The organism is Tomitella gaofuii (assembly GCF_014126825.1).
Classification (GTDB): Bacteria; Actinomycetota; Actinomycetes; order Mycobacteriales; family Mycobacteriaceae; genus Tomitella; species Tomitella gaofuii.
The window spans coordinates 481,166-497,107 of sequence record NZ_CP059900.1; the positions used below are offsets into that span (position 1 = coordinate 481,166).

Consider the following 15,942-nt stretch of genomic DNA (forward strand, 5'->3'; position numbering starts at 1 on the left):
TTCTCGGGCGCACGCGGCCCGATCGCGCAGTGATCATACGGCGGTCGTGACTCTGTGCGGCGGAATTCCGCTGAATCGGTCCGCGTGCCCTGTTTCGTTCCGCCGGGCCGCGGGGTAGACAGGGGCTCCTCGTGACCGCCGGTGCCGCGGCCCTCGCCGTGACCGCGGCCGGGTGCGGGGCCGACGACTCCGGCGCCGACGTCACCGGCACGTTCCGTGCCCCCGGATCCGGCGCAGGCCAGACGGCGTTCACCTACGACGAGGCCGCCGTCCCCGCCGGGGCGGCCATCACCGTCGACTCGGAGGACGACGGCGGCGGCACCACAGTGACGATCAACGCCGAGGGGTTGCAGCCGGATCGGGACTTCGGCGCCCACGCACACACGAAGCCTTGTGGGCCGCAGCCGTCGGACTCGGGGCCGCATTATCAGAACGTGCGGGACCCGGAGGCCACCGCCGATGCGCCGTCCACGGACCCCGCCTACGCCAACCCGCAGAACGAGGTGTGGCTCGACTTCAGCACCGACGGCAGCGGTGCCGGCCACGCGTCGACGACGGTCGATTGGGAGTTCCGCGACGGTGGGGCGCAGTCGCTGGTGCTGCACGCGAAGCACACCGCGACCGGGCCCGGCGAGGCCGGATCGGCGGGCGACCGGCTGGCCTGCATCGACGTGGACTTCTAGCCGGGCGGCGACGTCACCAGGAATGACGATCAGGTCACTCGTCCAGTAAAAAGCGTGATCGGGGCGTGTGCAATGCCTATCGTGGTGGCATGTCCGCTCGAGTTCTGACGCTGGCCCTCGCGGCCGGCGGTCTGCTGGCGCTGGCCGGCTGCACCTCCGCCGCCGACGGCGCCGCTCCCGAAGCCCAGGCACCGGCGGTCCCCGCCGCCGAGACCCCGCCGCGCGGGACCGACGACCGCGGCGTCCGCCACGACAGAGTCGCTGCCCGCCGGGGCGCGCTGCGACGTCGGCCGGCCGGGTACCGAGGGCCTGGTCCTGGGCGGCACGGTGGACTGCGACACGGTGAACTCGGTGTGGTCCCGTGCGGTGGCGGACCCGGCGTTCCCCGTGCACGGCAACCGCAACACGATCACCGTCGACGGCTGGACCTGCCGTGCCCACCAGACCCGCCCGGTGCAGACCGGCTACTGCGAGGATCCGTCGACGCAGTCGCGATTCAAGGTGATCCACACCTAGAGGCCCGGAGACCTGGCGGCCGCGGCTACGGCAGTACGACGACCTTCCCGTCGGCGCCCGCCTCCGCGCGGGCGTGCGCGGCGGCGGCCTGGTCGAGCGGGTGCTCGGAGTCGACGATCACCTCGAAGCGGCCGTCCGCCGCCAACCCCGCGGCCAGCTGCAACGCGCTGAACGCGGAGGGGGCGGAGGACACGCGCACACCCTTGTCCGGCGCGTCGAAGTTCGCCAGCGTGACGACGCGGTGGGGGCCGCCGGCGATCGCGATGAGCTCATCCAGCGACCCCTTGCCGGAGGCGTCGAGCACGGCGTCGACGCTGTCCGGCTCCAGGGCCGCCACCCGCTCGTCCAGGCCGGGACCGTGGTCGAGGGGCGCGACGCCCAGGGCGCGCAGACGTTCCTGCTTGGCGGGGGAGGCCGTGCCGAGCACGGCGACGCCGCGGGCCAGTGCCAGTTGCGCCGCGGCGAATCCGACGCTGCCTGCGGCGCCGTCGATCATCAGGGTCGACCCCTCGTCCACGCCCAGCAGCCCCAGCGCGCGCAGGGCGGCCTCCGCCGCGGTGCTCACCGACGCCGCCTGCGCCCAGGTCCAGCCGGCGGGGCGGACGGCCCAATGCTCCAGGACTGCATACTCGGCGAAGGTCGCGGGCCCCAGCCCGAAGACCTCGTCGCCCACGGCGACCCCGGTGGCGTCCGCGCCGACTTCGTCGACCACCCCGGCGGCCTCCACGCCGGGGACCACCGGTAGCGGTGGGGCGGCGGCGCCCCCGGCGAACATCCCCACGCGCTTCTTCAGGTCGAAGGGGTTCACCGACGCGGCCCGCACGCGGATGCGCACCTGCCCGGCGTCGGCGTGCGGCACCGCGATGCGGCCGGGAGCGAGAACCGACGGTCCGCCGTATGCGCTGTAGGAGACCGCGCGCATGGTGTCAGGGGAATCGTCCATCGTCACCTCCGGTCCGCGTATGGCTTTCTGCTGCCACCATCCCACGTAACGCCGTCCCGCGTGGTGCAGGACTCGGCCGCGGTGGTTTCGGCGACCGGTGGTCGATCAGTAGCCTCGTGGCGTGAATCAGCTAGCTTTTCGACTGACGGACACCGGCCAGGAATGGCTGATCGACAAGCCCGTGCACATCGCGATCACCGTGGTGATCGCGTTGATCGTGCGTTACCTGCTGCACCGGGCGATCGATCACGTGACACGACGCCCGGACGGCGAGGGATCGACGTCGCGCAGGGCACGGCGACGGGAGAAGCGCGCCGCCCGGCTCGCCGAAGCCGAACAAGCGGCGGCCGAGGGCGGTGCCGGCACGAACGGCGGCAGGGCCGAGCTGCACGTGGAGGAGGGCGGCGGGATGACCGCCGCGTTCCTCAAGAAGAACTCGCGCAAGCGCACCACGGAGGATCTGCGCGCGGAGCGGCAGCGCGACGAACGCCGTGCGCAGCGGCTCGCGACGATCGGCTCTGTACTCAAGTCGCTGGTGTCGTTCCTGGTACTGCTGTGGGTGATCTTCGACATCCTCCGGATCGTCGGCGTCAACGTGGCGCCGTTCATCGCCTCGGCCGGCATCGTGGGCGTCGCGCTGGGCTTCGGCGCGCAGGCGCTGGTGCGTGACTTCCTGTCGGGTCTGTTCATGCTCTTCGAGGACCAGTACGGCGTGGGCGATTGGGTGGACCTGGGCGAGGCCTCCGGCACCGTCGAGAACGTGGGCCTGCGGGTGACGTCGGTGCGGGACCTGCACGGCACCATCTGGTACTGCCGCAACGGCGAGATCATGCGGGTGGGCAACTACAGCCAGGACTTCGGCGTCGCGTTCCTGGAGTTCCCCGTGTCCTACGGTGCGGACATCGACCTGGCCTGCAAGGTGGCGCTGGAGACCGCCAAGGAGGCGGCGGCCGAAGAACCGATGAAGTCCAACCTGCTCTCCGCCCCGGAGCTGCAGGGCGTCAACGCGCTGGACGCGGATTCGTGGACGCTGCGCATGACTGTGGTGACCCGCGCGAACATGCAGTGGGCGACCGAGCGCGAGCTGCGCCGACGCATCCGCCGGGCGTTCGACACTGCCGGGGTGAGCGCACCGTACCCGGGAGGCCTGCCGGTGACGCCGCTCAAGGAAATGGCTCCGCAGTCTGCGGAGTGACCCACCAGCGGGTCGACCCCCACACGGCGAAGCCGAGTAGCACCAGCCCGGGGAGCACGCCCGCCACGACCGCGGTGACCTCACCGGAGGATTGCAGCGCTGCGAACACCAGCCCGGCGATACCGCACGCGCCGATCACCGCGCCGATCAGGTGGAAGAAGGCGAGCCGGAACAGGCGGGCCATCGGGACGAAGTGCGCGCCGACGACCAGGGACACCCAGGCGACGCCGGCGTGCGGGGCGTCCAGCAGGCCGTTGATGACGGCGAGCCCGCCGAACAACGCCGCTACTTCGCCCGCGACGATCAGCCAGTACCCGCGGGCGAGCCGCGGCGGCGGGGCGTCCGCGTCGCCGGGGCCGTCGGGTGCGCGGACGGCGCCCACCGCGACAGACCCCGCTGTCACGGTGGCGAGGGCGATGGCGGCGATCCGGACGGCCCAGGCGGCGGCGGACGGCAGCGGCCACGAGTTGACCAGCACGTAGATCAGTCCGAATCCGGCGGCGACCAGCGATCCGATGAGCCGGCCGCGGGCGGGCTTCTGCACTGCACTGTCCTTTCTGCAGGCGCGCGGGCTGACCAACCTACGCCATCGGCAGGTAGTCTCCTGTGATGAACGGGGCCGTGCGCCCCGGCGAAAGTGGAGGTGGCAATGTCCTACATCATCTATGCGGCGCTGAAGGCCGGCGGCTTCTCGGAGGCGGACGCGCGTTACTGGGCGACGCTGTTGGCGATCAACCCCCAGTAGTCGACTCGCAGTAGCCGACTCGCAGTACCCCTCGAACCGCCCCGCGGCCGCCGCAGGTGTGCCAATGTGGTCACCGAAGCCACGGCCGTTTCCAGTGCCGTGGCAGTTCCAGGATGAGGGGCGTCGGCGCATGTATGCGATGTACACGGAGGAACGCGGATTCCCGGAGTCCGCGTCAAGGGCGCGCGCGGCGATCCGGGCGGCGCTGATCACGTCGGCGGTCGCCGCGATCGTCCTCGGGGTCATCGCACTGTTCTGGCCGGGCCCCACCCTGCTCGCGATCGCGGTGCTGTTCGGCCTGTGGCTGGTGATCGGCGGCGTCATGCGCGTCGCCACCGCCATCACGTCGCACTTCCTGTCCACCGGTATGCGCTGGTTGCTCGGGGGCCTCGGCGCACTCGTCGTCGCCGCCGGCATCGTGTGCCTGTTCAACCCCGGCAAGGCACTGTGGGTGCTGACGGTGTTCATCGGCATCAGCTGGATCCTCGACGGCGTCATGGCGCTGTTCTCCGGGCGGGACAGGGCCACCGTCGGCCCGCGCTGGCTGTACATCGCGGGCGCGGTGATCTCGGTGATCGCCGGCATCGTCGTGCTGGCGATGCCGGGGGTTGCAGTGGCCACGTTCGCGATGTTCGGCGGGATCCTGCTCATCATCATGGGAATCGTCACGCTGTTCACCCTGCTGCCGTCGGAATCGGTGAACCGCGCGTGAGCGACGGGTATCGTGACCGCATGCTGATCCGGCCCACGCTGCGCCTGCAATCCATTGGTTTCTGCATCGGCTCCACCTTCTTCTTCATCGGTGCGGTGCCGGGGCTCGCCTCCGTGATGGGCGCGTTGACCACCAATATCGTGTTCTTCATCGGGTCATGGTTCTTCACCGGGGCCGCATTCATCCAGCTGTTGCTGGCCGGTCCCCGCTTCGTCGCCTACAAAGGCGGCCGGGCGATCAGCGCGGTATGGCTGGTGGCGTCCTCGCAGTTCGTCGGGACGCTCCTGTTCAATGTCAGCACGGGTGCGGCGATCACCGCGCACAGCACGCACAGCGAACAGGTGAACGTGTGGGTGCCGGACGCGGCAGGCTCGGTCGCCTTCCTGGTGAGCGCGTGCTTCGCGATGCTCGGGCTGATCCGTTCGCACGAGTTGATGAAACTGATCTACCGGGATACGATCAGCGGCTGGTCGAATTGGCTCGGTTGCGTGGCCTTCGGCCTGTCCGCTATCGGCGGATTCGTGTATTCGAACGGCGCCACAGCGGATTCCCATCTGGCGAATCTGGGAACGATGCTCGGTGCCATATGCTTCTTCGTCGCGTCGATCTTCTACGTCGGCCGCGCGGGGGAGGAGCCCGCCGGTGTTCCTGTGCCGGCGGAGGCCGGTGGCCTGGGAATCGGGTGATCATGTCGCTTCCTCGGGGGTCGGCAAGGGCCACGGAAAGGTCGGTTGACTGCCCGTTCGCCGAGCCGGCGCGGTGCGCGTGAACTGCGCAGACCAGGCGCCTGCACCTCCCGGCCTCGCAGTCCGCGTGCACTGGCGTGTAGCCGCGCGTCGGAGTCGTGTCGCGTAGCCGGTCACGCCGGAAGACCGTGTGGTCGTGGCCGATGCGTGCCGCAATCCGCTCCCGATCGCCCATCGTCAACCGCCTCGTTGATACGGCTCCATGACACCGCCGATGGCGCCACGCTACGAGCGAAATCCATCGCGGATGAGAAGAGCCGAATCGGCAGAAGCCGGTGAAGGGAGCAGGTACGCTAAGCGGACGTTCATCCGAATGTGCAAGTCGAACATTCTGATAGGACCGGATTCTGGCTTGTATCGGTCGAAGCGTGGCCTAGCCGTCACCTATCCGTACGAACTGTGAGGTGTTCGCACGGGCAACAGCGAAGGAATGTGCATGCGCAACGCCTTTAGGGTGCTACGACGTGACCTCACGCGCATCGGTAGAGCGCCGAAGTCGTGGGCGATCATCATCGGACTGCTGGTGCTTCCCGCCTTGTACGCTTGGGTGAATATCGTGGCGTTCTGGAATCCTTATGGGAATACAGAGCACATCAATGTCGCCGTCGTCAATCAGGACGAAGGGGCCAGTACCGAGCTCACCGGTGAGGTGAACGTCGGCGAGCAGGTGGTCGACCAACTCAAGACCAACAATCAGCTCGGTTGGAAGTTCATGGATCATGACGATGCGATGGACGCGGTCCGTTCGGGCGCGAGCTACGCCGCCATCGTCATGCCGCCGGATTTCAGCAAAGATCTCCTGACCATCACCACCGGTGACTTCGTGCAGCCGCAGCTCGAGTACTACACCAACGAGAAGGCGAACGCGATCGCCCCCAAGGTCACCGAGGTCGGCGCATCGACGCTGGACACGCAGATCAACTCGAAGTTCGTCTCAACGGTGGCGCAGACGATCGCAACGGAGGCCCGACAGGCGGGTGTCGACACCGGGCAATGGCTGATCGGCTCGCGCAGCAACACATTGACTGCGTTGGACCAGGCTCTCGCCACGGTTCAGGCCGCACGCATGAGCCTGACCGATCTGGCCGGCGCGCTCGGTCCCGGTGCCGCGGCCGTCTCCGATGCCAGGAGCGCCCTCGAGCGGGTGGACTCCGCCATCGGCGATCTGACCGATGCGGTCTCGGATGCACAGGGCCTGGTCAACGAGGTGCAGGGGGATCTGTTCGACTTCTCGGAGACCTTGACGGGGGCCTACGTCTCCGGCGCGTCGAACCTCACAGGCGCTACCACCCGCCTGAAAGAGAGCATCGAGCAGGTCGCCGGAGGTGCCGACGCGGCGCGCTCCACGCTGACCACGGCGCGACGAGATGTGCAGGCAGTGATCGACGCCAACCAGGCGTTGCTGGCCACGATGCGCCCGTTGGCGGCCGCGCTTCCCGATGCGGTACCGATCAAGGCCCAGATTCGGCAAGTGATCGACGAGCTCTCCGCGCAGTCGTCTCGCGACCAGGAGCTCCTGGCCACGCTCGACTCCGCTACGGCCGGAGTGTCGACGGTGTCCGATCAGACTGCCGCGGCCTCAGAAGCGATGGGAGCCGTCGAGCGATCGTCCGCCGCTCTGCACGGCGTACTGGTCGGGACGTTCCCGGGCCTCAACCAGTCCATGTCCTCGTTGTCCGCCAGCGTCGGCGCCTTCTCCTCGGCGCTCGATTCGCAACGTGTGCTCGTGGGCGAGGCCGTGGGAATGCTCTCCGAGCTCGAATCACTGCTCGACGAGACCGGTACGGCCGTGACCTCGCTCGACGGGAATCTGCAGGATGTGCAGTCGGATCTGACCACGTTGCAGACCGACTTGAACGCGATCACCGCTGCGGACATCTGGAACCAGGTGAGCGCGCTGACCTCGCTCGACCCCGAGTCGATCGCGGGGTTCATGGCGGGGCCGGTGCAGATCCATGAGAACGATCTGTTTCCGGTGCCGGCGTACGGATCGGCGATGGCACCGTTGTTCACCAATCTGTCCCTGTGGATCGCAGGGTTCGTGCTGATGGTGCTGTTCAAGCTGGAGGCTGATACCGAGGACGTCGAAGGCCTGACGGTGAGGCAGGCGTACTTCGGCCGTTGGTTGCTGTTCGCGGTGATGAGCGTCATCCAGGGCTTGCTGGTGAGTATCGGAAACGTACTGATCGGGGTGCAGACGGTGAACCCGGTCGTCTACGTGGCGACATGTGTCTTCATCGGGCTCGTCTACATGTCGATCATCTATGCCCTGTCGATCTCGTTCGGCTACATTGGGAAAGGGATCGCAGTGTTGCTGGTGATCATGCAGATCCCCGGCGCCTCGGGCATCTACCCGATAGAGATGATGCCGGACTTCTTCAGGGCGCTTTTCCCCTTCTTCCCCTTCACCTACGGTATCGACGCGATGCGCGAGACCATCGGCGGCTTCTATGGCCTCAACTATCTCCGGTACATGGCCGTTCTGACTCTCTTCGCCGCACTGTCCTTCGTGCTAGGAGTGTTCCTTCGCCAACGACTCGGCAACTTCGCGCGACTGTTCAACAGCAAACTGGCGGACACCAATCTGTTCCTGAGCGAGGACGTGCAGACATTGGGATCGCGACGTCGCCTCACGCAACTCGTGCGCGTACTGACCAATCGCGACAAGTTCCGCGCAGACAACGACAGGCATCGGAGTTGGCTCGACATGAACCACAAGGCCCTGCAGCGTGCCGCGCTGATCATCGGCGGGGTAGGGACCGTGGTGCTGTTCGTGATCGGGACTGCGTTCCCGGACGCCAAGGCCACCGTTCTTGGCCTGTGGGGGCTGCTGTGTCTCCTCGTCATGGCGGCCATCATTCTGGTCGAATACATCAGCCAGAACATCATATACGGCGCGGAGGTAGCCGACCTCCCCGACGAGGAGCTGAAGCGCGAACTGGCGGCCGAAGAGGTCGCGATCCGATCCGACGCGCCGCTTGACCAGCTGGAATTGCGGGGGCAGAACTGATGAACAACATCGTCACTCTGATCCGTCAGGATTTCAGGCAGGCGACACGAAATGTGATTCCGGCGATGGTACTGGTCGGGGTCGTATTGATCCCGTCGTTCTTCGCATGGTTCAACGTGCTCTCGAGCTGGCATCCATTCGACAATGTCAGCAACCTCAAAATTGCTGTGGCCAGCGCCGATGAAGGCTTTGAAAGCAACCTGTTCCCGATGCGGCTCAACGTGGGCGATCAGGTGATATCGCAGCTGCGAGCCAACAGCGACATCGACTGGCAGTTCGTCTCCAAAGACGAGGCCATTGACGGTACAAAATCCGAGGAGTACTACGCAGCGATTGTACTGCCCCCGGATTTCAGTCAGAAGATGCTCACATTTCTTTCGCCCGGCGCTTCGCCGGTGAAGGTCGATCTCTATGTGAATGAGAAGAAGAACGCGCTCTCGTCCCTGATCACCGGGGAGGCCGCGACAGACGTCTCGACGCAGATCAATACGAGTTTCACACAGACTCTTGATGAGGTCGGCTTGGCTCTGGTGTCGTCTCTGGCCACGCATCTTGAGGATTCAGACGCGCAGAAAACCCTGGATAGCCTCGAGTCTGCAGTAGGCAGGATCTCAGTGCAGTTGAAGTCTGCGGCCGGCACCGCAGACATGTTCGCGGGGTTGCTCTCGTCCGCCGATACCCTCCTGTCGAGCACGGGTTCTCTCGCCTCGTCGGCATCGCACGCGGTCCAGGACACCACCGGCGCGATCGGTCAGGGAGCGGAGTCCGTGAGCTCGGCGCGGGGCGTGTTGACGTCGGCCTCGGACATGCTGTCCAGGGTCTTCGCGGAGAATGCCGACAGCTACGACACGCTTCGCGCTGCGATCAACCGGAGTTTCGGTCAGGCGCCTTCCGCGCAACAGGCTGGGGCAAGGCTCGGGCAGGCGTCCGGGATGGTGGCTGAGCAGGTCGCAGGGTATACGCAGCTACGCGACCAGTTGAGAGCCCAGGAATCGACGCCTGGCCTCGACCTCGTGACCAAGAAGGCGGTGGGTCTGCTGGCGGACCGTGTCGATGCCGTCATCGACCGTCAGGAGGCACTCAAGCAGCGGCTCGACGCGGCTGCGTCGCCCGCGTCGCAGGGAAACGTGGACCGTGAGGCGACGCGCAATGCGATACTGCAGGACGTTGATGCTGCGCAGTCCGCGCTCGCCGACGCCCGTGATCAGTACACGAACAGCCTGCAGCCGCAGCTCGCCCGTCTCGCGGCCGACCTGCAAGCGGTGCAGGGCAGTTTCGGCGGTATCGGTCAGGATCTGCGCGCGGCGGAGCAATCGCTGGCCGCCGGCGCGGGCTCGCTTAAAGCGGGTCTGGCGGACGGCGAGACAGCGGCCCGGCTTCTGGCGAGCAACCTCGGCGAGTCCGCTGATACCTTCGCCCAACTTGAAAAGGCCCTCAAGGACGCGTCGAACTCGGGTGATCTGAGCGAAGTGTCCCGGATCATCGGCTCCAATCCGGCGAAGTTGGCCTCGGAGCTCGCCTCACCGGTAAGTCTTGAGACGATCCCGGTGTTCAAGGTCGACAACTTCGGTTCGCAGATGGCGCCGCTGTACTCGGTGTTGGGTCTCTGGGTGGGGGCACTGCTTCTGTCTGTGCTCATCCGCACTGAAGTCTCCCGGGATGCTCTTCCGCCATTGAAGCGTCCACTTCGGCCGTGGCAGGAATATTTCGGCCATTTCGCGATATTCGGCGGCCTCGCATTCCTGCAGAGCACGATTCTCTTCGCCGGTCTCATCGGCTTCGTCGGTGTCCGCCCCGCGCACCCGTTCCTGTTGATTCTTGCAGGCTGGGTCATGTCATTCGTCTTCTCGCTCATCACTTATACGCTCGTGTTGGCGTTCGGAGAGGCGGGCAAGGCGATAGCAGTCCTCTTGCTGGTCGTGCAGATCTCCGCGGGCGGGGGTGCGTACCCGTTGGCCGTGTTGCCGCAGTGGTTCCAGAACATCAGTCCCTTCGTTCCCGTCTCTCACGCGACGAGTGCTGTGCGCGCGGCCATCGCCGGGATCTATGAAGGCGACTACTGGAAAGACCTGGGTTGGCTCCTGCTGTTCATCCTTCCGGTCCTGTTTATCGGTCTGGTGTTGCGCCTGGCGGTGAAGAAGTTCAACGACGACCTGAACTCCTCGCTCGAGGGGACCAAGCTGATGAGTGTGTGATCGCTTCGACGGACAGGAGCTTTGCCGGCTCTACGCACGCTGCATTCCGTAGAGCCGCTTTATCGCCATGCAAATGTGCGGCATCAGGGGCGACGGGTACGTCCTTGCTTGCCGCACATGACCCGTAGATCAGTCGGAAGCGCCAGGCTTGTTCGATTTGCAGCATATGCTGCCCGTCGTACTGCTAGGTTCGCATCATGGCTGAGATCGGCAGCGCGGCAACTGCGGAGCACGCCGCGCGGTGGCTGCGAGGAGGCTCGCGGAGAAAGAGCCGTGGGGGCAATCATTCGATTCCGTCGACCTCGACGTCGCATCGGGCGGGGTGGTGATGGCAGCGTCGGTCGGCTGCGCCCGCTACGCGCTCGTGCTCACGCTGTGCGGTCGGAAGCATTTCCACAGTGACGAGCTGTCGATCCTTAGCTTCGATGATCAGCGCCGCAGTACTTTCGCGCAGTCGATGACCGCCCGGAGGGACGCGGTGGACGAGATCGAACGGCCTGTGCGCGTGCGCGAAATCCTCAAAGAGAAGCGGCGCTGGAACTCGTCACTGTCGGCACGGCGCAATCGCTTGTGCACGATGGAACGCCTCCATCCGCCCACGGAGGTGTGACAGGAAAGGCACACATGCGCACATTGTGAGAACCAGGCATTCATGCTTCAACCACGGAGGGAATACCGACCATGACGCTTCCACGCACCAGCGGGCCCAACCGCACCGGCTCCATCGCGCCCGCGTACACGGGGCGCCTGAGCACCGACCCGATCCCGCGCCTGCGGATGCCGGACGCGGAGATGGAGCCGGCGGCCGCCTACCGGTTCATCCACGACGAGCTCATGCTCGACGGCAGCTCGCGGCTCAACCTGGCGACCTTCGTCAGCACGTGGATGGACCCCGAGGCCGACAAGCTCATGGCCGAGTCCTTCGACAAGAACATGATCGACAAGGACGAGTACCCGTCGACCGCGGCGATCGAGGCGCGGTCCGTGGCCATGGTGGCCGACCTCTTCCACGCGCCCGGACTGTCGGAGACGGATCCGGCGACCGCGACCGGGGTGAGCACCATCGGCTCGTCGGAGGCGGTCATGCTGGCGGGCCTGGCGATGAAGTGGCGCTGGCGACAGCGCCGGGAGGCCGCCGGTCAGGATGCCACCAAGCCCAACCTGGTGCTGGGATCCAACGTGCAGGTGGTGTGGGAGAAGTTCTGCCGGTACTTCGACGTGGAGGCGAAGTACCTCCCGATGGAGCCCGGCCGCTACGTGATCAGCCCGGAGCAGGTGCGGGACGCGGTGGACGAGAACACCATCGGCGTCTGCGCGATCCTCGGCACCACGTACACCGGCGAGTTCGAGCCCATCGGCGCCATCTCCGAGATGCTCGACACGCTGGCGGCGGACGGCGGGCCGGACGTGCCGATCCACGTCGACGGCGCGTCCGGCGGGTTCGTCGCCCCGTTCCTGCATCCCGACCTGGAATGGGATTTCCGCAACCCGCGCGTGGTGTCGATCAACGTGAGCGGCCACAAGTACGGGCTGACCTATCCGGGCATCGGCTTCGTCGTGTGGCGCAGCAGCGAATACCTGCCGGAGGACCTGGTGTTCCGCGTCAACTACCTGGGCGGCGACATGCCCACGTTCACGCTGAACTTCTCGCGCCCCGGCAACCAGGTGGTGGGCCAGTACTACAACTTCATCCGGCTCGGCCGCGAGGGGTACCAGGCGATCATGGAGACGCTGCGGGACACCGCGGTGTGGATCGGCAAGCAGGTCGAGCAGATCGACGGGATGCGCCTCGTCAGCGACGGCACGGCCATCCCGGTGCTCGCATTCGAACGCGACTCGTCCCAGGGCTACACCGTCTTCGACGTCTCGCACGAGCTGCGCGCGATGGGGTGGCAGGTGCCGGCGTACACGATGCCGGAGGGCGCCGAGGACGTCGCCGTGCTGCGCGTGGTGGTCCGCGAAGGCTTCAGCAGGGACCTCGCGGCACGGATGATCGACGACCTGAAGACGGTGTGCAAGCGGCTCGAAGGGGGCGTGGAGATCAAGTCGGCGGCCAGGCACTTCGCCCACTGACGCGCGGCGGTGCCCGAACACACCCCGCCGGGCGGGATGCACTCTCGCGACCACGTCCACAGGGTGCTCGATGCGGCGTTGCGCGTGGGCTCGCTGCTGCTGTCGGGCAATTCGGGCACCGCGGACGTCGCGGCGACGATGTCCGCCATCACCGGGGCCTACGGGCTGCGGCACACGCAGCTCGACGTCACCGCGACGACGATCATCCTGTCGGTGCCGCGCGGAGTGGAGGGGGCGCCCCTGACGGCCATGTGGCACGTCGAGGGGCGTTCCCTCGACTACACCCGGCTGCACGCCGTCCTGGATTTCGCGCAGCAGGTGGCCGACGAGCGGCCGGACCTGGACTGGGTGCACGAACGGATCGACGAGCTGGATTCCGCTCCGCCCCCATACCACTCCTGGGTGTCCACCGTGGCGCTGGGCGTCATGGCGGCGAGCTTCTCGGTGCTGCTCGGCGCCGGCCTCGTCGTGGTCGCGATCGCGGCCGTGACGACGTCGGTGATCGACAGGATCGGCAGGTTCCTGGCCGGCCGCGGCCTGCCGTTGCTTTTCCAGCAGGCGGTGGCCGGGCTCGTCGCGACGGGCGTGACCCTCTCGCTCGACGCCGTCGGCAAGCTCCCCGAGGGCGCCAACCCGTCGCTCGTCGTGGCGGCGAACATCGTGGCGTTGATGTCCGGCATGGCCATCGTGTCGTCCGTGCAGGACTCGATCACCGGCTATTACCTCACGTCCGTCGGCCGGATCATGGAGATCGTCCTGTCGATGGTGGGGATCTTCGTCGGGGTGGGGGCGGCGCTGCGCATCGGCGCCGCGCTCCACATCGACGCGTCGGTGAGCCCCGAGTCCGTGGCGGGCTGGCTGAGCGTGCCGGTGATGGTGGCGGCGGGTGCGGTGGGCGCGGCGGCAGCCGCGGTGTCCAGCTACGCTCCGGCCCGCGCGGCCGGCGCCGCGGGCACCGCCGGGGCGCTCGGCGCGCTCATCTACTTCGGGATGATGCACCTGCACGCCGGCAACGTGGCCAGCTCGTTCGTCGCCGCCACCGCGATCGGCCTGGCGGGCGCGGTGGTCGCGCACCGGTTCTCGGTGCCGCCTCTGGTCATCGTCATGTCGGGGATCGTCCCACTGGTGCCGGGGGTGACCACCTACCGAGGGTTCGTCACACTCGTCGACGGGCACTCGGCGCAGGGCGTCGGCACGCTCGTAGTGGCGGCCGGCACCGCGGTGGCCCTGGCGGCGGGCGTCGTGTTCGGTCCGCTGCTGGCGCCGGTGACGCGTCGCGAGATCCGGCAGATGCGGCGGCTGGGGGCCGAACTGGGGCCGCGCTTCGACAGCCGGTGGTCGCGAGTGCCGACGCTGGCGGGCATCGATCTGCGCCGGCGGCACTTCACGCACCACCATCGGCGGCGGTGACGGCCGATCCGGACGTGTCGGGGCCGATACGATGCGGGCATGACCGCTGAGCGCGCCGCGACCGCACACACCGACCGGGTGGACCCGGACCTCGACCGTGTCGTCCGCGACACGGTCGCCGTCGTCGACGCGCCGGAACCCGACGGCTCGGCGGTGGCGGTCTGGCACATCGACGTGGGCCCGGACATCGGTCTGGCACGTCCGTGCGGCGCGTGGCTGCTGGACGGCGACGAGAACGGGGACCAGGTGCGGGCCCTCGTGCGCGGCCGCAGGATCCTCGCCACCGCGGCGGGCGCGCGCGCCCTGGCGAGCCTGCATCCGGAGTTCGACGGCTGGATCGACGGCGATGCGACGGTGCGGGGCGTGCACGACGAGATCGACGCGTTGCAGCAGGCGTTCGAGCAGCACCTGCGGGAGACCGGCCGCAGTTTCGTCGCGCCGCGGTGGCCGCAGGTGCCCGCGGGGCTCGACTCCGACGCGCCGGCCGGCCCGCAGACGGCGGCGGACACGACGGGGGGCGACGACGGGACCGGGACGGCGCTCGCACTCAGCCGCCGTCTCGCGGACCTGGCCGACACCTGGCAGAAGGTGGAACGGCAACGGCTGGCCAGGCAGTTCCTGCGGCGTCACGGCGGCCCGGCACACCGCGCGCTGCCCGTCGTGCTGCGCCGCGATGGGCGGTCCGCGGGGGAGGATGCGGTCGCCGGGAAGGATTGACGGCGCACGGGGGTTGTCCGAAGGGACGCTGATTTCTCCGCACGAGAGGATTCGACATGGGCAAGATCCACAGCAACGTCACCGAGCTGGTCGGAGGGACGCCGCTGGTGCGGCTCAACCGGCTCACCGAGGGGGCGGGCGCCACCGTCGCCGCCAAGCTCGAATACTTCGGCCCGGCCAACAGCGTCAAGGACCGGATCGGCGTGTCCATCGTCGACGCCGCGGAGAAGGCCGGCGACCTGCGTCCCGGCGGCACGATCGTCGAGGGCACCAGCGGGAACACCGGCATCGCGCTGGCCATGGTGGGCGCGGCCCGCGGCTACAAGGTGGTGCTGACGATGCCGGACACGATGTCCACCGAACGCCGGATGATGCTGCGCGCGTTCGGGGCGGAGATCGTGCTCACCCCCGGTCCCGAGGGCATGAGCGGCGCCCTCGAGAAGGCGGAAGAGATCGTCACCGCCACCGACAACGCCATCCTCGCGCGTCAGTTCGCCAACCCCGCCAACCCGGACATCCACGACACGACCACCGGCGAGGAGGTCTGGGCGGACACCGACGGCGAGATCGACATCTTCGTGGCCGGCATCGGCACCGGCGGCACGCTCACCGGCGTGGGCCGCAACCTCAAGCGCCGCAAGCCGGAGGTGCGCGTGGTGGGGGTGGAGCCGGCCGATTCGGCGATCCTCAACGGCGGTGCCCCCGGCCCGCACAAGATCCAGGGCCTGGGCGCCAACTTCGTGCCCGAGGTGCTCGACCGCGCGGTGTACGACGAGATCATCGACGCCGGATTCGAGGACTCGGTGCGGGTGTCCCGCGAACTCGCCACGCGCGAGGGGATCCTCGGCGGCATCTCCGCGGGGGCGAACGTGTGGGCGGCGTTGGAACTGGCCAAGCGGCCGGAGAACGCCGGCAAACTCATCGTCGTCATCGTCCCCGACTTCGGCGAGCGCTACTTCTCCACGCCGCTGTTCGACCACATCCGGGAGTGACGGCG

Annotated in this window: 14 protein-coding genes; 12 read left to right on the forward strand and 2 right to left on the reverse strand. The window is 67.7% G+C overall.

The features are described 5' to 3' along the window. Window positions 1-131 precede the first annotated feature (131 nt). Together H4F70_RS02290 and H4F70_RS02295 are read left to right on the forward strand one after the other, a co-directional pair. The gene (locus H4F70_RS02290) at window positions 132-683 is read left to right on the forward strand and encodes a superoxide dismutase family protein (protein WP_235681290.1); all 552 of its coding nucleotides are present in this window, start codon (window positions 132-134) and stop codon (window positions 681-683) included. A 351-nt stretch (window positions 684-1,034) separates the two neighbouring features. Beyond that, complete coding sequence (locus H4F70_RS02295) at window positions 1,035-1,199, forward strand: hypothetical protein (RefSeq protein WP_182358889.1); 165 nt, start codon at window positions 1,035-1,037, stop codon at window positions 1,197-1,199. A gap of 25 nt (window positions 1,200-1,224) precedes the next feature. Here H4F70_RS02295 and H4F70_RS02300 read toward each other — a convergent pair whose 3' ends face one another. After that, window positions 1,225-2,142: an NADP-dependent oxidoreductase gene (locus H4F70_RS02300; protein ID WP_220471756.1), complete on the reverse strand. Its 918-nt coding sequence runs from the start codon at window positions 2,140-2,142 to the stop codon at window positions 1,225-1,227. 121 nt (window positions 2,143-2,263) lie between these two features. Between H4F70_RS02300 and H4F70_RS02305 the strand changes: the two genes are divergently transcribed. Further along, on the forward strand, window positions 2,264-3,337 hold the full coding sequence (locus tag H4F70_RS02305; protein ID WP_182358890.1) for a mechanosensitive ion channel family protein: 1,074 nt from the start codon (window positions 2,264-2,266) through the stop codon (window positions 3,335-3,337). Here the strand turns inward: H4F70_RS02305 and H4F70_RS02310 are convergent. After that, entirely contained in the window at window positions 3,306-3,881 is a 576-nt protein-coding gene (locus H4F70_RS02310; protein ID WP_182358891.1) for a hypothetical protein, read from the reverse strand. The two genes, H4F70_RS02305 and H4F70_RS02310, sit on opposite strands and share 32 nt — an antisense overlap. Before the next feature lie 265 nt (window positions 3,882-4,146). Here H4F70_RS02310 and H4F70_RS02315 point away from each other — a divergent pair, with 265 nt between their 5' ends. The 9 genes from H4F70_RS02315 (at window position 4,147) to cysK (ending at window position 15,937) form a co-directional block, all read left to right on the forward strand. Continuing rightward, the gene (locus H4F70_RS02315; protein WP_235681291.1) at window positions 4,147-4,794 is read left to right on the forward strand and encodes an HdeD family acid-resistance protein; all 648 of its coding nucleotides are present in this window, start codon (window positions 4,147-4,149) and stop codon (window positions 4,792-4,794) included. A 20-nt stretch (window positions 4,795-4,814) separates the two neighbouring features. Then, window positions 4,815-5,480: a hypothetical protein gene (locus H4F70_RS02320; protein ID WP_182358892.1), complete on the forward strand. Its 666-nt coding sequence runs from the start codon at window positions 4,815-4,817 to the stop codon at window positions 5,478-5,480. Window positions 5,481-5,976: 496 nt separating this feature from the next. After that, the gene (locus H4F70_RS02325; protein WP_182358893.1) at window positions 5,977-8,550 is read left to right on the forward strand and encodes a YhgE/Pip domain-containing protein; all 2,574 of its coding nucleotides are present in this window, start codon (window positions 5,977-5,979) and stop codon (window positions 8,548-8,550) included. Then, entirely contained in the window at window positions 8,550-10,745 is a 2,196-nt protein-coding gene (locus tag H4F70_RS02330) for a YhgE/Pip domain-containing protein (RefSeq protein WP_182358894.1), read from the forward strand. Before H4F70_RS02325 ends, H4F70_RS02330 begins: the two co-directional genes overlap by 1 nt. 241 nt (window positions 10,746-10,986) lie before the next feature. Further along, complete coding sequence (locus H4F70_RS02335; protein ID WP_182358895.1) at window positions 10,987-11,355, forward strand: hypothetical protein; 369 nt, start codon at window positions 10,987-10,989, stop codon at window positions 11,353-11,355. A 71-nt stretch (window positions 11,356-11,426) separates the two neighbouring features. Next, the gene (gad, locus tag H4F70_RS02340; protein WP_182358896.1) at window positions 11,427-12,818 is read left to right on the forward strand and encodes a glutamate decarboxylase; all 1,392 of its coding nucleotides are present in this window, start codon (window positions 11,427-11,429) and stop codon (window positions 12,816-12,818) included. 36 nt (window positions 12,819-12,854) lie between these two features. After that, window positions 12,855-14,228, forward strand: a complete 1,374-nt coding sequence (locus H4F70_RS02345; protein WP_182348911.1) for a threonine/serine exporter family protein — start codon at window positions 12,855-12,857, stop codon at window positions 14,226-14,228. A gap of 39 nt (window positions 14,229-14,267) precedes the next feature. Next, window positions 14,268-14,945: a DUF6218 family protein gene (locus tag H4F70_RS02350; protein ID WP_182358897.1), complete on the forward strand. Its 678-nt coding sequence runs from the start codon at window positions 14,268-14,270 to the stop codon at window positions 14,943-14,945. Window positions 14,946-15,001: 56 nt separating this feature from the next. Beyond that, entirely contained in the window at window positions 15,002-15,937 is a 936-nt protein-coding gene (gene cysK, locus H4F70_RS02355; RefSeq protein WP_182358898.1) for a cysteine synthase A, read from the forward strand. The last annotated feature ends 5 nt before the right edge of the window (window positions 15,938-15,942 follow it).